General features: G+C 57.1%; 18 protein-coding genes. 4 read left to right on the forward strand and 14 right to left on the reverse strand.

Features of this window, described 5'->3' with window-relative positions:
* Window positions 1-3 precede the first annotated feature (3 nt).
* The 4 genes from prfB to xerD form a co-directional block, all read right to left on the reverse strand.
* Window positions 4-1,102 (reverse strand): peptide chain release factor 2 gene (gene prfB, locus LC417_RS14365; RefSeq protein WP_099257461.1). Its coding sequence is split into 2 segments (ribosomal slippage): window positions 4-1,026 and window positions 1,028-1,102, totalling 1,098 coding nucleotides; the frame shifts between segments, so codons are not numbered across the junction.
* Between the two features lie 231 nt (window positions 1,103-1,333).
* The gene (gene recJ, locus LC417_RS14370) at window positions 1,334-3,067 is read right to left on the reverse strand and encodes a single-stranded-DNA-specific exonuclease RecJ (protein WP_223566065.1); all 1,734 of its coding nucleotides are present in this window, start codon (window positions 3,065-3,067) and stop codon (window positions 1,334-1,336) included.
* A gap of 3 nt (window positions 3,068-3,070) precedes the next feature.
* Window positions 3,071-3,784, reverse strand: coding sequence for a bifunctional protein-disulfide isomerase/oxidoreductase DsbC (gene dsbC, locus LC417_RS14375; RefSeq protein ID WP_223566066.1), 714 nt, complete (start codon window positions 3,782-3,784; stop codon window positions 3,071-3,073).
* A 21-nt stretch (window positions 3,785-3,805) separates the two neighbouring features.
* Entirely contained in the window at window positions 3,806-4,699 is an 894-nt protein-coding gene (xerD, locus tag LC417_RS14380; protein ID WP_010248689.1) for a site-specific tyrosine recombinase XerD, read from the reverse strand.
* 102 nt (window positions 4,700-4,801) lie between these two features.
* Between xerD and fldB the strand changes: the two genes are divergently transcribed.
* Window positions 4,802-5,320, forward strand: a complete 519-nt coding sequence (gene fldB / locus LC417_RS14385; RefSeq protein WP_010248777.1) for a flavodoxin FldB — start codon at window positions 4,802-4,804, stop codon at window positions 5,318-5,320.
* A gap of 128 nt (window positions 5,321-5,448) precedes the next feature.
* On the opposite strand, the gene LC417_RS14390 is transcribed toward fldB, so the two are convergent.
* Both LC417_RS14390 and sdhE read right to left on the reverse strand, forming a co-directional pair.
* Window positions 5,449-5,859, reverse strand: coding sequence for a protein YgfX (locus LC417_RS14390; protein WP_010671050.1), 411 nt, complete (start codon window positions 5,857-5,859; stop codon window positions 5,449-5,451).
* On the reverse strand, window positions 5,834-6,100 hold the full coding sequence (gene sdhE, locus LC417_RS14395; RefSeq protein WP_010248781.1) for an FAD assembly factor SdhE: 267 nt from the start codon (window positions 6,098-6,100) through the stop codon (window positions 5,834-5,836). The genes LC417_RS14390 and sdhE overlap by 26 nt, the downstream gene beginning before the upstream one ends.
* 226 nt (window positions 6,101-6,326) lie before the next feature.
* Between sdhE and ygfZ the strand changes: the two genes are divergently transcribed.
* Window positions 6,327-7,313: a tRNA-modifying protein YgfZ gene (gene ygfZ, locus LC417_RS14400; protein ID WP_010671051.1), complete on the forward strand. Its 987-nt coding sequence runs from the start codon at window positions 6,327-6,329 to the stop codon at window positions 7,311-7,313.
* A 61-nt stretch (window positions 7,314-7,374) separates the two neighbouring features.
* Here ygfZ and LC417_RS14405 read toward each other — a convergent pair whose 3' ends face one another.
* Entirely contained in the window at window positions 7,375-8,040 is a 666-nt protein-coding gene (locus LC417_RS14405) for a hemolysin III family protein (protein WP_033785639.1), read from the reverse strand.
* Between the two features lie 169 nt (window positions 8,041-8,209).
* Here LC417_RS14405 and LC417_RS14410 point away from each other — a divergent pair, with 169 nt between their 5' ends.
* Together LC417_RS14410 and LC417_RS14415 are read left to right on the forward strand one after the other, a co-directional pair.
* On the forward strand, window positions 8,210-8,929 hold the full coding sequence (locus LC417_RS14410; RefSeq protein ID WP_010248792.1) for a MurR/RpiR family transcriptional regulator: 720 nt from the start codon (window positions 8,210-8,212) through the stop codon (window positions 8,927-8,929).
* Between the two features lie 115 nt (window positions 8,930-9,044).
* Window positions 9,045-10,484: a 6-phospho-beta-glucosidase gene (locus LC417_RS14415; protein ID WP_029519408.1), complete on the forward strand. Its 1,440-nt coding sequence runs from the start codon at window positions 9,045-9,047 to the stop codon at window positions 10,482-10,484.
* A gap of 30 nt (window positions 10,485-10,514) precedes the next feature.
* On the opposite strand, the gene LC417_RS14420 is transcribed toward LC417_RS14415, so the two are convergent.
* The 7 genes from LC417_RS14420 to pepP form a co-directional block, all read right to left on the reverse strand.
* Window positions 10,515-11,258: an SDR family oxidoreductase gene (locus LC417_RS14420; protein WP_010248798.1), complete on the reverse strand. Its 744-nt coding sequence runs from the start codon at window positions 11,256-11,258 to the stop codon at window positions 10,515-10,517.
* Between the two features lie 66 nt (window positions 11,259-11,324).
* The gene (gene gcvP / locus LC417_RS14425) at window positions 11,325-14,198 is read right to left on the reverse strand and encodes an aminomethyl-transferring glycine dehydrogenase (RefSeq protein WP_022623832.1); all 2,874 of its coding nucleotides are present in this window, start codon (window positions 14,196-14,198) and stop codon (window positions 11,325-11,327) included.
* 80 nt (window positions 14,199-14,278) lie between these two features.
* The gene (gcvH, locus tag LC417_RS14430; RefSeq protein ID WP_010248802.1) at window positions 14,279-14,665 is read right to left on the reverse strand and encodes a glycine cleavage system protein GcvH; all 387 of its coding nucleotides are present in this window, start codon (window positions 14,663-14,665) and stop codon (window positions 14,279-14,281) included.
* A gap of 23 nt (window positions 14,666-14,688) precedes the next feature.
* Complete coding sequence (gene gcvT / locus LC417_RS14435) at window positions 14,689-15,786, reverse strand: glycine cleavage system aminomethyltransferase GcvT (protein WP_052271514.1); 1,098 nt, start codon at window positions 15,784-15,786, stop codon at window positions 14,689-14,691.
* Window positions 15,787-16,218: 432 nt separating this feature from the next.
* Window positions 16,219-17,421, reverse strand: a complete 1,203-nt coding sequence (ubiI, locus tag LC417_RS14440) for an FAD-dependent 2-octaprenylphenol hydroxylase (protein WP_010248806.1) — start codon at window positions 17,419-17,421, stop codon at window positions 16,219-16,221.
* Between the two features lie 13 nt (window positions 17,422-17,434).
* A complete protein-coding gene (ubiH, locus tag LC417_RS14445; RefSeq protein ID WP_223566067.1) occupies window positions 17,435-18,613 on the reverse strand; it encodes a 2-octaprenyl-6-methoxyphenyl hydroxylase in 1,179 nt (392 codons plus the stop codon).
* The gene (pepP, locus tag LC417_RS14450; RefSeq protein WP_223566068.1) at window positions 18,610-19,932 is read right to left on the reverse strand and encodes a Xaa-Pro aminopeptidase; all 1,323 of its coding nucleotides are present in this window, start codon (window positions 19,930-19,932) and stop codon (window positions 18,610-18,612) included. Before pepP ends, ubiH begins: the two co-directional genes overlap by 4 nt.
* Between the last annotated feature and the right edge of the window lie 44 nt (window positions 19,933-19,976).

Genomic DNA, 19,976 nt, shown 5'->3' on the forward strand with positions numbered 1-19,976 from the left:
TCCTTATAACCCTGCTTTTAAACTAGCTTCAATGAATCGATCCAGGTCGCCGTCCAGCACCGCCTGGGTGTTACGCGTCTCTACGCCGGTGCGCAGATCTTTGATGCGTGCATCATCGAGAACGTAAGAACGGATCTGACTTCCCCAGCCGATGTCGGACTTATTGTCCTCCAGCGCCTGTTTCTCAGCGTTTTTCTTCTGCATCTCAAGCTCGTACAGCTTCGCTTTCATCTGCTTCATCGCCTGATCTTTGTTCTTGTGCTGAGAACGGTCATTCTGACACTGGGTGACGGTACCGGTTGGAATATGGGTAATACGTACCGCAGATTCCGTCCGGTTAACGTGCTGGCCGCCCGCCCCTGACGCACGATAGACGTCAATGCGCAGATCGGCTGGGTTGATATCGATATCAATATCGTCATCCACTTCCGGATAGATAAAGGCGGAGCTGAATGAGGTGTGACGACGGCCGCCGGAGTCAAACGGGCTCTTACGCACCAGGCGATGCACGCCCGTTTCGGTGCGCAACCAGCCAAAGGCATAGTCGCCTGACACGCGAATGGTCACAGATTTAATGCCTGCAACTTCACCTTCAGACTCTTCGATAATTTCGGTTTTGAAGCCTTTGGCTTCAGCCCAACGCAGATACATACGCATCAGCATGCTGGCCCAGTCCTGCGCTTCGGTGCCGCCGGAACCCGCCTGCAGATCGATGTAGCAGTCGGCGCTGTCATACTCGCCAGAGAACATGCGGCGGAATTCCAGCTCGCCCAGCTTGCCCTCAAGGACATCCAGCTCGGCAACCGCTTCGTCGAAAGTCTCTTCGTCTTCCGCTTCTACCGCCAGTTCAAGCAGACCCTGCACATCTTCCAGGCCCTGCGACATCTGATCCAGCGTCTGCACGATCGCTTCCAGCGAGGAGCGCTCTTTGCCCAGCGCCTGAGCACGCTCAGGTTCGTTCCAGACATCGGGCTGTTCCAGCTCGGCGTTTACTTCTTCGAGGCGTTCTTTCTTGGCATCGTAGTCAAAGATACCCCCGAAGAACGTCGCTGCGCTCACTGAGGTCCTGAATACGGTTTTTGACCGGGTTGATTTCAAACATGGCTTTAGCGTCTTTCTTATGTTCGATGGGACAGGAAATTTAACGCACAAGTTTACCCGAAACTGGCGGCAGATTGTAGCGCTGAGACAGCGGGCTGATGCCGGGGCGGCGTGACGCGTTGCATTTGCTTATCGGGCTGCGACGACAACCGCTCGCACAGCAGGTTAACGCAGGGAAAAAACAGGCTGACGCGCCTCTGCCGTGACCGGAGACGCGCGCGCCTTATAAAAATCAAAGCGGCCAGATATGGTCAATGATCAGCTGTACCGAGCGGTTACCACGATACTCATTGATATCCAGCTTATAGGCCAGCTCGACCTGGCGAATGCTGCTGTCGGGCCACAGGGTGGTATCGACATTAAAGGCGATCCCGTCGATCAGCGGACCGCCGTCCAGCGGTTCGACCATCACTTTCAGATGTCGCTCGCCCACCAGCCGCTGTTGCAGCAGCTTAAATTTGCCGTCAAAAGCGGGTTCCGGGAACGCCTGGCCCCAGGGCCCCGCTTCGCGCAGCATCTCAGCGGTCTGCAGCGAAAACTCCTGCGGCTGCAACGCGCCATCTGACCAGATGATGCCCTGCAGAGATTCGCCATCCAGCCACTCACCGACCAGATCGGCAAAGCGCTGACGAAACTCCTCGTAGCGTGCGGTTTCCAGTGATAAGCCTGCCGCCATGGCATGACCGCCAAACTTCAGCATCAGGCCGGGATTCAGCGTATCCAGACGCTCCAGCGCGTCGCGCAGATGCAGACCGGCAATTGAGCGGCCTGAGCCTTTCAGCGTGCCGTCGCCCGCCGGAGCAAAGGCAATCACCGGACGATGGAAACGCTCTTTCAGACGGGAGGCGAGGATCCCCACCACCCCCTGATGCCATTCGGGATGATAAAAGGCCAGCCCCAGCGGTAGATCGCTCTGCTCACGCTCCAGCGCCTGACACAGCGCCAGCGCTTCGCTCTGCATGCCCTGCTCTATCTCTTTGCGCGTCTGGTTCAGCGCGTCCAGCTCACTGGCTAACATCCGTGCCTGACTGAGATCCTCAGTCATTAACAGCGCCACGCCCACCGACATATCGTCAAGCCGGCCTGCGGCATTGAGCCGTGGCCCCAGCGCAAAGCCGAGATCGCTGGCCGCCATCTGACGCGCATCGCGATTAGCAATCTCCAGCAGCGCCCGGATGCCTGGCCGGCATTTTCCAGCCCGGATGCGGCTGAGTCCCTGCCACACCAGAATGCGGTTGTTGACGTCGAGCGGCACCACGTCGGCAACCGTGCCGAGCGCCACCAGATCCAGCATCTCCGCCAGATTGGGTTCAGTGCGGGTGGCACCAAACCAGCCCTGGGTGCGCAGATGTGCGCGCAGCGCCAGCATCAGATAGAACGCAACGCCCACGCCCGCCAGTGCACGTGAGGGAAAGTTGCAGTCCGGCAGATTGGGATTAACGATCGCCTCAGCGGCCGGTAAGGTCTCGCCCGGCAGGTGGTGGTCGGTAATCAGCACCGGAATCCCGTGCTGATGGGCACATTCAACGCCGGCGTGGGAGGAGATGCCGTTGTCGACGGTCAGGATCATCGCCGCGCCGCGCGCGCGCGCCTGCTCAACCACTTCAGGGCTGAGGCCATAACCATCTTCAAAGCGGTTAGGCACCAGATACTGCACGTTGCCGCCGCCCATGCTGCGCAGCGCCATGACCGTCAGCGCGGTACTGGTCGCGCCATCGGCATCAAAGTCGCCCACCACCATAATGCGACGCTCATCCAGCAGCGCCTGATGCAGCAGTTCCACTGCGCTCTCAATCCCGCTTAAGGACTGGTACGGCAGCAGGTTTTTCGCCCCGCGCTCCAGCTCTGCCGCGTCGCGCACGCCGCGTTGCAGATAGAGTCGTTTCAGCAGCGGCGGCAGCGTCGCCGGAAGCGCATCATCAACCGTCACCTCACGGCGACGGAGTTCCACATCCTGTTTTACCACCGATTAACCACCACGCTTCTGATTGTCCAGCACCTGCTTCAGCTCCTGCGGCGACTGATAACCTGGGATCATCATGCCGCTGTCAGTTAGCATCGCGGGCGTGCCCTGAATGCCGAACAGCACGCCAAGTTTATAGTGCTGGGCGATATCGATTTTGCAGCTGTCTGGTGCGGCCATCTTCGGCGCATTGCCTTTCATCGCCTCATCAAACGCTTTATTGCGGTCAGCGCTGCACCAGATCGCTTTCATCGCCGGTTCAATCTGACCATTCAGCCCTTCACGCGGAAACGCCAGGTAGCGCACGGTGATGCCCAGCGCATTGTAGTCCGCCATCTGCTCGTGCAGCTTGTGACAGTAGCCACAGGTGATGTCGGTGAAGACCGTGATCACGTGCTGCTCTTTAGGCGCTTTGTAGACGATCATCTCCGGCACCAGCGCCTCGACTTTTTTGTCCAGCAGCTGGTTGGTGACGTTGACCGGCTGTTTGCCGCTGACGTCATAGAGCGGGCCCTGGATCATATGTTTGCCGTCGTCGGTCACGTAAAGCACGCCGCTTTCTGACAGCACGGTTTTAAAACCCGGCAGCGGTGACAGGCTGATCTCCGTCTGGTTCAGACCAAGCTTTTTAAGTGATTGCTGAATGGCGCTGTCATCGGCCTGTGCGAGACCGGAAAAGGCGCTGGCTAAAAGAGCCAGCATGGCAAAATGCTTGTTCATTTTTGTCCTTATCGCCGCGGTTCAGGCCCGCGGATGGTGTTGTTGATGCAACTGACGCAGGCGCTCAGTGGCGACGTGCGTATAAATTTGGGTGGTGGAGAGATCGCTGTGTCCCAGCAGCATCTGTACGACACGCAGATCGGCACCGTGGTTCAGCAGATGGGTCGCAAAGGCATGGCGCATCACATGCGGTGATAACTTTTCGCTGTCGATCCCCGCCAGCGTGGCGTAATGCTTGATGCGATGCCAGAAGGTCTGGCGCGTCATCTGCTGCGCCCGATTACTGGGAAACATCACATCCAGCGTCTGACCGTTGAGCAGCCACGGACGACCATGTTCCATATATTGCTCCAGCCAGTAAACCGCTTCTTCACCTAAAGGCACCAGCCGCTCTTTATCCCCTTTACCGATAACCCGGACAACGCCCTGGCGCAGGCTGATGTCGCTGAGCGTCAGGCCAATCAGTTCGGAGACGCGCAGGCCCGTGGCGTAGAGCAGCTCCAGCATCGCTTTGTCGCGCAGCTCCAGCGGGATATCGATATTCGGCGCCTGCAACAGTCGCTCGACCTGCGCCTCACTGAGATCTTTCGGTAAACGCTGCGGCAGTTTTGGTGCTGACAACAGCGCGCTGGGATCGTCCGGGCGCAGCTTTTCGCGGTAAAGATACTGGAACAGGCGACGCATGGCGCTGAGCAGCCGCGCTGAGCTGGTCGCCTTGTAGCCTCCCTCCAGCCGTTCAGCCAGAAACTGCTGCAGATCCAGCGGCGCCACGCTAAGCAGCGTCAGCTGATGATGCGCCAGCCATCCGGTCAGCGTCTGGAGGTCCTGGCGATAAGAGGAGAGAGTGTTCTGCGCCAGATTGCGTTCAATCCAGAGCGCATCAAGAAACTGTTCTGTCAGATCGCTGTCCTGCACGTTATCTCCGCCGTCTGGTGTAAAATCATGCTCATTATGCCTGATTCAGCAGCGCTTCTGGTACAATTGCGCCAAAGTCAGTATTTACAGAGTGTTATCTGCATGAAAATCGGTCTTTTTTACGGTTCCAGTACCTGTTACACCGAAATCGTAGCGGAGAAAATTCGCGATTTTATTGGCGAAGAGTTAGTGACGCTGCATAACGTGAAAGATGACGACCCACGCCTGATGGAGCAGTACGACTTGCTGATCATGGGCATCCCGACCTGGGATTTCGGTGAGTTGCAGGAGGACTGGGAGGCGATCTGGCCGCAGTTGCCCGCGCTGAATCTGCAAAACAAGATTGTCGCACTGTATGGCATGGGCGATCAGATTGGCTATGGCGAGTGGTTTTTAGATGCGCTCGGCATGCTGCACGATTTGCTGCAGCCGATGGGGGTACGTTTTGTTGGCTACTGGCCGCTTGAAGGCTATGAGTTCACCAGCCCGAAACCGCTGAGTGCCGATGGCTCGCAGTTTGTGGGTCTGGCGCTTGATGATGTGAATCAGTTCGAGGTCACCGATGAGCGCGTTGAGCAGTGGTGCGAGCAGGTGTTAACCGAAACCGCCGGACTGCTCTGACGGCCCTTCTGCCGGTGTCGAACCCTAGCCTGAACAGGTGAGCGGCTTTAATCGCTCTTGCCTGTCATTATTGAACCGCAATGCAGGCAGATGAACGGCTTCAGACGCTCTTGCCTGCACTGCTGCCATTAATGCCGCGCCGGGCTGAAGCAGCAGGCGCGTAACGCCCGCCATTCGCCAGGCTGCATATTGTCCTGCATCAGCCACCAGCGCAGCGTGGCACCCTGTTCGCTCTTCGCCACCAGCAGCACGCCAACGGGTAACCAGCGTAATGGCTGAGTTGGCCGCCAGCGTTTTCCCTGCCAGATCCAGCAATGGACGCTTTCCCGCTGTAACGTACCGTGCCGTTGAATCAATCGCCAAACGCTGCGCCAGCCCTCAGCCAGCAACAGCAGAATAATCGGCGCTTTAACCAGCCAGCCGCCTGCAGGCAGCGTCATCAGCACCACGCCAGTCACGGCTGCTATCAGCCAGGCGCAGACTAACCCGCACGCCAGACGAGAGGGCCGCAGCTTACATTGCCACCGGGCCGCGAGCATGGTTACGCTGCTGGATCAGGTTCACCATCCGCTTAAGCTCCGGATCCTTTGGCTCACCGTGATTCATCAGCCAGTTAAACAGATCGGGATCGTCACTCTTTAGCAAATCCACAAAGACCTGCTTATCGGTGTCGCTCAGCGTCTCATACTCAAATTTGAAGAACGGCATAATAGCCACATCCAGTTCCAGCATGCCGCGACGGCAGGCCCACTGAATGCGTGATTTATCATTAATATCCATGCATCAATTTCCACAATTCACAACGTGGCGCCTAGTGTAACCTGGTTTAATGCCGCTCGCAGGCGCAGCGTCGCATGCTGTGCAACCTGCCACATTTCAGGCTGGATCTTTTCAGGGTTATCACGCCTTTTGTGCGCCGTTTTCCGTAAACAGGTTGCATTGCCAGTCGGCTCTTTTAACATTAAAGATATTATTCCGGATGAACCTTCTTATACAGGATATCTCCATGCCCACATTTACTTTACCGCCGCGCCAGCCTGCCGCGTCGTCTCGTCTGCCGTTAACCCTGATGTCACTGGATAGCTGGGCGCTGGTTTCCATTACTGGTGCCGACAGCACCTCTTACCTGCAGGGTCAGTTAACGCTGGATGTCGCCGCGCTGGATGCCGACCACCATTCGCTCGCCGCACACTGCGATGCTAAAGGCAAAATGTGGAGCAATATGCGCCTGTTCCATCGCGGTGAAGGCTATGCTTATCTGATCCGTCGTGAGCTGCGCGACACCCAGCTGCCCGAGTTAAAGAAATACGCCGTGTTTTCGAAAGTAACGATGGTGGCTGATGATGAGTCAGTATTGCTGGGCGTGGCCGGTTTCCAGGCGCGCGCCGCGCTGGAAAATCTGTTTGATAGCCTGCCCGACAGCGAAAAACCGGTGGTGCAGCAGGGAGAAACCACGCTGCTGTGGTTTGCCCATCCGGCCGAACGTTTTCTGATTGTCACTTCGCTGGCCCAGGCAGAAGCGCTGAAGCAGAAGCTCAATGACGATGCACAGTTCAATGACAGTCAGCAGTGGCTGGCGCTGGATATTGAAGCGGGCATTCCGGTGATCGATCCCGCCACCAGCGTGCAGTTTATTCCACAGGCCACCAATCTACAGGCGCTGGATGCCATCAGCTTTAAAAAAGGGTGCTATGCCGGTCAGGAGATGGTGGCCCGGGCGAAATATCGCGGCGCCAATAAACGCGCGCTCTACTGGCTGGCGGGTCAGGCAAGTCATCTGCCAGAAGCCAATGCCCCGCTGGAGTTGCAGATGGGTGAACGCTGGCGTCGAACCGGCAGCGTGCTGGCTGCGGTGCAGTTAGATGACGGGATTAGCTGGATTCAGGTCGTGATGAATAACGATCTGGAGCCGGACAGCGTGCTGCGGGTGGAAGGTGATGAAGGCGGACATCTGACCATTCAGCCACTGCCCTACTCGCTGGATGAAAGCTGATTGAGCGTATGGCCCTTCCGCTAAGGGAAGGGCCAGTGCCACAATTCAGAGCAGGCTCAATTTAGCGCACATAAAAGTAGATAGCGCAGAAGTGGCAGAGACTCCCACCCAGCACGAACAGATGCCAGATGGCGTGGTTAAACGGAATACGGCGCGCCACATAGAAAATCACCCCCAGCGAATAGATAATCCCGCCTGCGGCAAGCAGCCAGATGCAGCCCGGCGGCAGGATCATCGCCAGCTGATAAACCACAATCAGCGACAGCCACCCCATACAGAGATAAGTCACCAGCGACAGCGCTTTAAAGCGATGCGCAATCGTGAGCTTGAACAGGATACCGGCCAGCGCCAGCCCCCAGATCACCGCCATTAATCCATACGCCAGCGGCGTCCTCAGCGCGACCAGCAGAAACGGCGTATAGGTGCCGGCAATCAGCAGATAGATGGCGCAGTGATCAAACTTTTTCAGCCAGGGTCTGGCCGGGCCAGCCGGAATAGCGTGATAGAGCGTCGAGGCCAGAAACAGCAGGATCATGCTGCCACCATAGAGGCTGTAACTGATAAAAGTGAGGGTGTCGGCCTGCCTCTCCGTTGCCTGATTGAGCATCAGCACCAGTCCGACGATACCGAACAGGCAGCCAAGACCGTGACTGATACTGTTGGCAATTTCCTCGGCGAACGAATAGCCCGCAGCGTGTTGATGTTTGTGAGAGAGTGTGGGGGTCATAACAGGTTCCTGATCAGCTCCATAGCAGTGATATCGTTATCCAGCGTAGCCAACAATTTTTTCAGTGTACACTTGTACGCTAAAATTATCCTGGTGAAATTCACTATCCCTTAAACCGGGTGATGAATCTGGTAAACTGGCCGCCAGTCAACTGTTCAATGAGTCATTCATGTTTTCGCATAGCGATCTCGCCCGCCTTAACGATCTGGAAATGCAGGTCTATCAGTTCATCATTAAGCACCGCGAAGGCGTCAGCTACATGACGATCCGCGAGCTGGCTGAGCAGGCTGGCGTCTCCACCACCACCGTGCTGCGTTTCTGTCGCAAGATGGGCTGTGAAGGCTGGTCGGAATTCCGCATCCGCCTGCGTTTAAACGAACAGCAGAGTGCGCCAATGCTCAACACGGCGGGCGTCAGTGAAATGCTGAGCTTTTTTAAGAGCATCAATAATCCAGAGTTTGAACAGCTCATCGCTGAGGCCGCGCAGAAGATTAATCAGGCTGAGCGGGTCTTCTTTATTGGCGTCGGCACCTCCGGCAGCCTGGCAAAATATGGCGCACGCTTTTTCTCTAACCTCGGTAAATTCAGCCACGCGATTGACGATCCCTATTATCCGGTCAGTCCCGATCTCTATGAAAACGCCATTGCCATTATTTTATCGGTCTCCGGCGAAACGGAAGAGATCCTGCGCATTGCCAGCCAGTTCAGCCTGAATAAGTGCAAAATCATTGCGATAACTAACACGGAGAGCTGCTCGCTGGCGAAGATCGGTGATTTCAACCTCTGCTACCATGTGCCCATCATCCGTATGGCGGACAATTCCGACATTACGACTCAGGTGCCAGTGACCTATATTATTGAAGCAATCGGCCGCCAGCTGGGGAAATAAAACAGCCTGTTTTTTGGATGTAACAAACGCAATTATTGCCGCGCTGTTATATCGTGACTTTCATTATTGCCTTGCTACACTCAGCTCAATTTCAATATCCGTAATGGGGTGAAGCATGAGTGCAGAATTGCAGTTACCAAAAGGCTTTCTTTGGGGCGGAGCGGTGGCAGCGCATCAGGTTGAAGGCGGCTGGGATCAGGGCGGCAAAGGCGTCAGCATTGCTGACGTGATGACCGGCGGTTCACATGGCGTTGACCGGGTGATCACCGACGGCGTGCAGCCGGGTCATTTCTACCCGAACCACAAGGGTGTGGAGTTTTACTCCCACTACAAACAGGATGTCGCGCTGTTTGCCGAGATGGGCTTCAAATGTTTCCGCACCTCGATTGCCTGGACCCGTATCTTCCCTAACGGTGACGAGCAACAGCCCAACGAAGCGGGCCTGCAATTCTATGACGACCTGTTTGATGAACTGCTGAAGTATGGCATTGAACCGGTCATCACCCTTTCGCACTTCGAAATGCCTTATCACCTGGTCAAAGAGTATGGCGGCTGGCACAACCGCAAAGTGGTCGACTTCTTTGTACGCTTCAGCGAAGTGGTGCTGAACCGTTATAAAAGCAAAGTGAAATACTGGATGACCTTCAATGAGATCAACAACCAGCGTAACTGGCAGTATCCGCTGTTTGGTTACTGCTGTTCAGGCGTGATCTTTACCGAACATGAGAAACCTGAACAGGCGATGTATCAGGTGATGCACCACCAGTTTGTTGCCAGTGCAAAAGTGGTGAAACTCGGCCACGACATCAATCCTGATTTTCAGATTGGCTGCATGATCGCCATGGTGCCGGTCTATCCCTTCTCCTGCCACCCGGACGATGTGGTGCTGGCGCAGGAATCGATGCATCAGCGCTATGTGTTCAGTGACGTGCAGATGCGCGGCTACTATCCGGCCTACACCCTGAAAGAGTGGGCGCGCAAGGGTTACGACATTCAGATGGAAGCGGATGATGCCGAGACGCTGCGCCAGGGCTGTGCAGACTATGTCGGTTTCAGTTACTACATGAGCAACGCAGTGAAGACCGATGCCAGCGGCGTTGACGATCCGATCACCGGCTTTGAAGGTGTGGTGAAAAACCCGCATGTGAAAGCGTCAGACTGGGGCTGGCAGATCGATCCGGTTGGTCTGCGCTACGCCATGAACGAGCTGTATGAGCGTTACCAGAAGCCGCTGTTTATTGTTGAAAACGGCTTTGGTGCTATCGATAAGCCAAACGCCAATGGCGTAATTGAAGATGATTACCGCATCGACTATCTGCGTGCGCATATCGAAGAGATGAAGAAAGCTGTGGCGTACGATGGTGTTGAATTAATGGGCTATACGCCGTGGGGCTGCCTCGATTGCGTCTCGTTTACCACCGGCCAGTACGACAAACGTTACGGCTTTATTCATGTGAATAAAAACGATGATGGCAGCGGCGATTTTTCTCGTGGGAAGAAAAAGAGTTTCAGCTGGTATCAGCAGGTTATCGCCAGTAACGGCGAAAACCTGTAAGTCATCACGCCGCATCAGCGGCGAAGTGAGTTAACGCCCACCGGCAGCGTCAATGATGCTGCCGGTGACGTAAGAGGCCGCGTCGCTGGCCAGCCAGACGATCGCTTCCGCCACCTCTTCTGCTTCACCGCCGCGTCCCATCGGGATCACGCTGGCAAGCCTGTCTACTCTGCCTGGCTCTCCGCCATCGGCATGCATCTCTGTATAGATAAATCCCGGACGTACGCCGTTGACCCGAATCCCCTGCTGCGCCACTTCCAGCGACAATCCTCTGGTCAGCGTGTCCATCGCCCCTTTTGAAGCGGCGTAATCGACATATTCGCCAGGCGCACCGGTACGCGACGCTGCTGATGAGACGTTGACGATGGAGCCGCCCTGGCCGCCGTGATGCGTGCCCATCCGCTTAACCGCCTCACGACAGCAGAGAAAAGACCCAATCACGTTGGTGGCAAAGACCTTATGCAGGCGTGCCGCATCCAGCTGCTCGGTGCGACACTGCTGAAACAAAATCCCGGCGTTGTTCACCAGCAACGCCAGCGGTTCGGACTGCTGGTCGAGCTGCGCAAACATCGCCATCACCTGGGCTTCATCACTGATATCTGCCTGAACAGCAAAGGCTTCACCGCCCTGCTGCCGGATCTGCGCCACCACCTGTTGAGCTTCCGCTTCGCGCTGACGGTAGTTCACCGCAACCCGATAACCCCGGACGGCCAGTAACAGCGCCGTGGCCCGCCCGATACCGCGGCTGCCCCCCGTAACCAGTGCCAGTTTCATGCTGATTCTCCAGTACAAAGGGCCGACGAATCGACCCTTTGTGGTTAACGTTTGCCTGCGGGGAAATTACTGATAGTCGCTCATCGGCACGCAGGAGCAGAAGAGATTACGGTCGCCAAACACATCATCCAGACGTTTTACCGTCGGCCAGTATTTGTTGTGGCTGCCCGCCGGGAAGACTGCAAGTTCGCGGCTGTAAGGATGTGACCACTCACTGACGATTTCCAGCTGAGTATGCGGCGCATTAACCAGTGGATTGTCATCCAGCGGCCATTCACCTGACGTCACCCGATCAATCTCCATGCGGATCGCCAGCATCGCGTCGATAAAGCGATCCAGTTCGATTTTGCTTTCCGATTCGGTCGGCTCCACCATCAGGGTGCCCGCCACCGGGAAGGACATCGTTGGTGCGTGGAATCCATAATCGATCAGGCGCTTAGCAATATCCAGCTCACTGATGCCGGTCTGCTCTTTCAGCGGACGGATGTCGAGAATACATTCGTGCGCCACGCGACCGTCACGGCCGGTGTAGAGCACCGGATAGGCAGACTGCAGCCGGCGGGCAATATAGTTGGCATTCAGAATCGCGACCGAGCTGGCCTGTTTCAGCCCTTCCGCGCCCATCATGCGAATGTACATCCAGCTGATTGGCAGAATGGATGCACTGCCAAACGGCGCTGCGGATACTGCGCCCTGCTGCGTCAGTACACCGTCGATCTGCACCACGCTGTGTCCCGGCACAAACGGGGCCAGGTGCGCTTTGACGCCAATCGGTCCCATACCCGGACCGCCGCCGCCGTGCGGAATGCAGAAGGTTTTATGCAGATTCAGGTGCGAGACATCCGCGCCGATATAGCCAGGCGTGGTGATGCCGACCTGCGCATTCATGTTCGCGCCATCCAGATAGACCTGACCGCCATACTGATGCACGATCTGGCACACTTCGCGGATGGTCTCTTCATAAACGCCATGAGTTGACGGGTAAGTCACCATGATGCAGGAGAGTTTGTCGCCCGCCTGAGCCGCTTTCTCACGCAGATCGCCAAGGTCGATGTTGCCCTGTTTATCGCAGGCCACGACCACCACGTCCATGCCCGCCATCTGGGCTGAGGCCGGGTTAGTCCCATGCGCCGAGCTCGGGATCAGGCAGAGATGACGATCGCCCTCGCCACGGCTTTCGTGATAACGACGGATCGCCAGCAGTCCGGCATATTCACCCTGCGCGCCGGAGTTTGGCTGCATACAGAGTGCATCATAGCCGGTGAGCTGCACCAGCCACTGTGAAAGCTGGCCGATCATCTGCAGATAGCCGGTAGCCTGTTCAGCCGGGCAGAATGGATGCAGCTCCGCAAATTCCGGCCAGGTGATCGGGATCATTTCTGCCGCTGCATTGAGCTTCATGGTGCAGGAGCCCAGCGGGATCATCGCCTGATTCAGCGCCAGATCCTTTTTCTCCAGGCTGTGCATGTAGCGCATCATCTCGGTTTCGCTGTGATGACGGTTGAACACCGGATGGGTCAGGATCTCGCTGTGGCGTTGCAGGCCAGCAGGAATCGCGTGGCTTTCGCTGGCCACTTCGCTGTCGAGCTTTTCCAGGTCCTGACCGTGTTCATCACCCAGCAGAATGGCAAACAGCGCCAGAATATCTTCGCGGCAGGTGGTTTCATCCAGCGTGATACCCACGGCGTTATGGATGTCGCTACGCAGGTTAACACCAAAGCTCAGGGCGCGGTTCAGCACAGCGGCTTTATCCGCCACCTCCACCGTCAGCGTATCGAACCAGTGCTGATGGCGCAGCTTCAGGCCGCCCTGTTGCAGCCCAGCCGCCAGAATGTTGGTGAAGCGATGAATGCGTGAGGCAATGCGTTTCAGGCCCGCCGGGCCGTGGAACACCGCATAGAGACCGGCGATGTTTGCCAGCAGCACCTGCGACGTACAGATGTTGGAGTTAGCCTTTTCACGGCGGATATGTTGTTCACGGGTCTGCATCGCCATACGCAGCGCCGTGTTGCCCGCTGCATCACGTGAAACACCAATGATACGGCCTGGCATAGAGCGTTTATGCTCGTCGCGGCTGGCGAAGAATGCCGCGTGAGGGCCGCCGTAGCCCATTGGCACGCCGAAGCGCTGAGCTGAACCAAAGACAATATCTGCACCCTGTTTGCCTGGCGCTTCCAGTAACACCAGCGACATAAAGTCCGCCGCCACGCTGACCACCACTTTGCGGGCTTTCAGTCCGGCAATCAGCGCGCTGTAATCGTGCGCTTCGCCGGTAGTGCCCACCTGTTGCAGCAGCACACCAAACAGGTCGTCATGATCGGGTGCTTTGTCCGCGCTATCAATAATCAGTTCGAAACCGAACGTCTCCGCACGGGTGCGGACCACATCCAGCGTCTGTGGATGGATATCATCGGCAATGAAGAATTTATTGGCATTTTTGAGCTTACTGACGCGTTTTGCCATCGCCATCGCTTCAGCGGCAGCGGTTGCTTCGTCCAGCAGTGAGGCGGACGCGATATCCATGCCGGTAAGATCCAGCGTCAGCTGCTGGAAGTTCAGCAGCGCTTCCAGACGGCCCTGGGAGACCTCGGGCTGATACGGAGTATAGGCGGTGTACCAGCCCGGATTCTCCAGCATATTACGCAGGATGACCGGCGGGGTGATCACCGCGCTGTATCCCATACCGATCCAGGATTTGTAACGCAGATTCTGGCTGGCAATCGCTTTCAGTTCGGCCAGAGCCTGCTGTTCAGTGGCGGCTTCGCCAACCGCTGGCGGGCCTGGCAGCTGAATGTCTGCCGGCACAATCGTGCTGATTAACGCTTCCAGCGAACGGGCACCAATAGCGTCAAGCATCTGCGCCTGCTGCTCAGGTGAAGGACCGATATGGCGCTCAATGAATGCACCGTTGTGTTCAAGCTGGCTGAGAGTCTGAGTCATTAGCAGTAAATCCTGAATCGGGCTGGGGGAACCGGAGAGCAAACATAAATCTGCGGCCTCTGTGTGAGGCCGCCTGACGACTACTCGTCGATGGAGGCTTTGTAAGCATCCGCATCCAGCAGCGTGTCGATTTCAGACGCGTCGCTGGCTTTGATTTTGAATAACCAGCCGCCTTCATAAGGCTCGCTGTTGACCTGCTCCGGTGAGTCAGTCAGTGCTTCGTTGACCGCCACAATCTCACCGCTGATCGGCGCATAGATATCTGAAGCCGCTTTAACGGATTCCGCGACCGCGCACTCTTCACCGGCGGCAAACGTCGCGCCCACTTCCGGCAGATCGACAAACACCATGTCGCCCAGTAACTCCTGCGCGTGTTCAGTGATACCCACGGTGTAGCTGCCATCTTCTTCTTTGCGCACCCACTCGTGGCTGTCGCGGTACTTCAACGTATTCGGCACATTGCTCATTGGCCATTTCTCCTGAATAAAATTTACTGAGCGACCGGTTTACCGGCGCGGACAAAAACGGGACGGGTAACCTGGACCGGCATCTGGCGGTTACGGATCTCAACGATGGCGGTGCTGCCGACTGAGGCCGGTACGCGCGCCAGGGCGATGCTGCAACCCAGCGTCGGAGAGAAAGAGCCACTGGTGATGATCCCCTCCTGCGGCTGCCCCTGGTCATCGGTGAAACGCACCGGCAAGCCGTTACGCAGCACCCCTTTTTCTGTGAGGATGAGTCCTACCAGCTTTTCGGTACCGCGTTCACGCTGCAGTTCCAGCGCTTCCCGGCCGATGAAATCGCGGTCAGCAGGTTCCCAGCAGACCGTCCAGCCCATGTTGGCAGCCAGCGGTGAAACGCCTTCATCCATCTCCTGACCATACAGATTCATACCCGCTTCCAGACGCAGAGTGTCACGTGCGCCCAGTCCGGCAGGTTTAACGCCAGCAGCCAGCAGACGCTGCCAGAAATCGGCTGCCTCCTCTGCAGGCATAGCAATCTCATATCCCGCTTCGCCGGTATAGCCGGTGGTGGCGATAAACAGGTCACCTGACTGCACGCCGAAAAATGGCTTCATGCCAGCAACAGCCTGACGCTGCTCCTCGCTGAACAGCGTCTGTGCCTTCTGCTGCGCCTGCGGACCCTGCACGGCAATCAGCGCCAGGTCGTCGCGTTCCGTCAGCGTAATGCCATAGCCCTGCGCGTGTTGCGTGATCCAGGCGAGATCGTTTTCACGGGTGGCAGAGTTCACTACCAGCCGGAAGAACTCTTCGTTCATAAAGTAAACAATCAAATCGTCAATGACGCCACCCGAGGCATTCAGCATCCCGGTGTAGAGCGCTTTGCCTGGCTGGGTCAGTTTTGCCACATCATTTGCCAGCAGGTAGCGCAGGAATTCACGGGTACGCGGGCCTGTCAGGTCGACGATGGTCATGTGAGAGACATCAAACATACCGGCGTCGGTGCGCACCACATGATGTTCATCCATCTGGGAGCCATAGTGCAGCGGCATCATCCAGCCATGAAAATCCACCATGCGGGCACCGCAGGCCTGATGCTGTTCAAACAGAGGTGTTTGCTGAGTCATAACCATCCTGTGCAGAAGCGAGTGAGTGCAAAAGTGCGCCGGCATTCAGTGCCGACGCAAACGTTCTCTTAGGGCTGACGTTACCACCGAATCTGACGATTAACCATAAGCAAACCGGGGTCGAAAGCAGAGGCACAGCCTAACCAGGAACGGCTGCCAACAGGATATAAAACTGCAATTTTGTGATTAATCGCGCAATAAATGCAGGGAATTTAAATATACGCAGCAAATTTATGCGGGATGGCATTCAGGATGTTAAAAAAATCCCGCGCCCAGCGGACAGAAGAATGAGAAAAAGTAATGCGAATTCGCCCGCAAAATTAGAATAAATCAAACGAAGACCTCTGCTGGTGCAGCGTTGCCTTTTTGTGGTGCAGAGCGGTGACAGGCATAAAAAAAGCCAGCAGAAGCTGGCTTATCAGAAGGGCGAATTTAGCGTAGCCAGGCGGGCAGATCATTCAGCCCCATCGCCTGCTTAAGCATCATGGGTTTGACACCCGGCAGGCGGTCAGCCAGTTTCAGACCCACGTCGCGCAGCAATTTTTTCGCCGGATTATTGCCTGCGAACATTTCACGGAAGCCCTGCATTCCCGCCAGCATCATTGCGGCGCTGTGCTTACGGCTGCGCTCATAGCGTCGCAGATAGAGGTGCTGACCAATATCTTTGCCCTGCTGATGCAGACGGCGAATCTCACCGATCAGCTCGGCGGCATCCATAAACCCAAGGTTAACGCCCTGACCCGCCAGCGGATGAATGGTGTGAGCCGCATCGCCCACCAGCGCCAGACGGTGTGCCGCGAAGTTGCGGGCATAGCGCGCCACCAGCGGAAACGATTTGCGCTCGCTTTCCAGCTGGCACAGGCCGAGCCGCATATCAAACGCCACCGAGAGCTGCTGATTGAACAGCGCTTCCGGCATGGTTTCCAGACGGCTCGCTTCCTGCGGCGAGAGCGACCAGACGATGGAACTGAGATGCGGATCCTGCATCGGCAGGAAAGCCAGAATGCCGTCGCCATGGAACACCTGGCGCGCTACTGCGTCGTGCGGCTTCTCAGTGCGGACATTAGCCACTAACGCATGGTGATCGTAATCCCAGAAGGTCAGCGGAATATCGGCTTTGTTGCGTAGCCAGGAGTTAGCGCCGTCAGCGGCAATCATTAATCGCGCACTTAACATGCTGCCATCCTGCAGGGTAACAAAGGCTTCGTTGTCACCAAACGCGACCTGCTGTAACTGCGAGGGTGCCATTATCGTCACGTCGCTGCAGGCGCTGGCACGTTGCCAGAGCGCATTGTGGATCACCGGGTTTTCAATAATATGGCCCAGATGCGACAGGCCCTGATGCTCATCATCAAAGGCGATGGAGCCGAAACTGTCCTTATCCCACACTTCCATGCCGTGATAAGCGCTGGCGCGCAGCGAGAGAATGGTCGACCAGACATCCAGCTTCTGCAGCAGCCGTTCGCTGGCGGCATTGATTGCCGACACGCGAACTGACGGTGACGCACTCAGCGCCAGCGGTGGCTCCGGTGATTTTTCCAGTACGGCGATGCGCAGTCCGCTACCCTGCAAGCCGCAGGCCACCGCCAGTCCCACCATACCGCCACCGGCAATCACCACATCAAAAGTTTGCATCTGAGCCTCTTTATTAACGCTTAACCCAGCCAAGCGTGCGCTCAGCCAGTTGATTTCTTAACCACGGCAGATGATCCATCGCCAGCAGGCCCAGGTTACGTCCTGCCACCAGCGGGCCATAGCGATTCGCAAAGACGCGAACCAGTCCGTCGGTGATACCGATGGTGGCGGCGCGGTCGGGCTGACGACGCTGCTGGTAATGATGCAGCACCGCATAGCTGCCGGGGTCCTGCTGCTGCCGATGGGCGGCTGCCAGCGTTTCAGCCAGTGACATCACATCGCGCAGGCCCAGGTTGAAGCCCTGCCCGGCAATCGGATGCAGCGTCTGCGCCGCATTGCCCACCACCGCCACGCGATGCGTCACTGGCGACATCGCCCGGTGCAGCGCCAGCGGGTAATACTCACGCTGGCCGGTGTGGGTGAATTTACCCAGCCGCCAGCCAAATGCACGCTGCAGCTGGCTGAGGAATTCGTCCTCGCTCCACTGCTCAATGCGTTCACGCTGCGAAACCGGATGACACCAGACCAGCGACAGGCGATTGCCGGACATCGGCAACAGCGCCAGCGGGCCATGTTCGGTAAAACGTTCAAATGCCCGGCCCTGATGGGGCAGCGCGGTGGAAACATTGGCAATCACGGCAAGCTGTTGATAGTCGTCTCTTTGCCACTGAATGCCGCACGAAGCCGCCAGCGCAGAGCGCGTGCCATCCGCCGCCACCAGCAGTTTGCCGCTGAGTTGTTCGCCACTGTCCAGCGTCACCTCAACCTGCTGCTCACGGCGGTTAGCCTGGGTAACACGAGCCGGACAGCGCAGCGTTACGCCGGGTGCTTTTTTCAGCTCAGCAAACAGACGCTGACCGACGTCAAACAGCTCGACAACCTGTCCCAGCGCCGGAATAGCGTAGTCAGCCGCCGCCAGCGACACAAAACCGGCGTGACCGCGATCGGAGACATGAATGTCGGTAATCGGCGTGGCACAACGGGCGATGTGCTGCCACAGATTGATGTCCGCAAGCTGCTGGCAGGTACCGGCAGAGAGCGCAATAGCGCGGCCATCGAAACCGGGATGCGCCCGGCTGCCGGGCTCGCTGCTTTCAATCAGCGTTACCGGCAGTGTGCCCTGGGTCAGATGGGAGATCGCCAGCGCCAGCGTCGCCCCGGTCATGCCGCCACCGGCAATCAGAATCGTCATGCCTGTTTTGCCGCCGCCATCAATGCTTCAATCTCATCCGCCTCTTTCACGACGCTGTCGGTGAGATTTTCAATGCCATCTTCAGTGATCACAATGTCATCTTCGATTCGGATACCAATGCCGCGATACTGCACGGGCACGTCGGCATCCGGTGCGATATAAAGACCCGGCTCGACGGTTAACACCATGCCCGGTTCCAGTACGCGGTCGCGGCTCGGGGTGCCGTAGTGGCCGACATCGTGAACATCCAGCCCCAGCCAGTGGCCCAGGCCATGCATATAGAACTGACGATGGACTTCCTCGGCGATCAATGTATCGACGTCGCCCTCCAGAATGCCCAGCTCCACCAGCCCGGTGACCATGATACGCACCACTTCATCATTCACTTCACGAATGCTGATGCCCGGCCGGAACAGTTCAAGCGAGCGGTTGAGGCAAGCCAGCACGATGTCATAAATCGCGCGCTGCGCCGGGCTGAATTTACCGTTAACCGGGAAGGTGCGGGTGATATCGCCTGCATAGCCGTGGAACTCACAGCCTGCATCGATCAGCACCAGATCGCCGTCGCGCATTTCGCTTTCGTTTTCGGTGTAGTGCAGAATGCAGCCGTTAACTCCGGCACCCACAATGGTGTTATAGGAGGGAAAACGCGCGCCGTGACGGTTAAATTCGTGATGAATTTCCCCTTCGAGCTGATACTCGAACAGGCCTGGCCGGCAGGTTTGCATGGCGCGGGTATGCGCCAGTGCACTGATTTTCCCGGCGCGACGTAACAGTTCAATCTCATCCGCATCTTTAAACAGGCGCATCTCATGCACCCAGGGACGCCAGTCAGTGAGGGTGTCGGGCGCACTAAGATGCTGGCGGAAGCCGCGACGTAGCTTATCCAGCGCGCTGAACACCAGTGTGTCCGCGTGGGCATATTCGCCCTGCGCATGGTAAACCACATCCAGGCCATTCAGCAGCAGGTGCAGCTGGTCACCAATATCATTCCAGGGTAAAGCGCGATCGACGCCCAGTTTGTCGGGTGCGGCCTCCTGACCCAGGCGACGGCCAGACCAGGTTTCCGCCGCAGGATCGCGCACGCGGTTAAACAACACGCTGTGGTTATGATTCTCATCGCTTTTGATCAGCACCAGCAACGCCTGCGGCTCGTTAAAACCGGTGAAATACCAGAAGTCGCTGCTCTGGCGGAACGGATATTCGGTGTCATTACTGCGCATCACTTCTGGCGCAGCAAAGATTAACGCTGCGCTGCCAGGCACCATCTTCGCCAGCAGCGCCTGACGACGCTGCAGGAATCGTTCCAGTGAAATCATCTCTGCACTCCCTGTAAACTGACCGGTTAAACTCGTTGACCTGA

Source organism: Pantoea sp. OVA07A (genome assembly GCF_019969975.1).
GTDB lineage: Bacteria > Pseudomonadota > Gammaproteobacteria > Enterobacterales > Enterobacteriaceae > Pantoea > Pantoea agglomerans.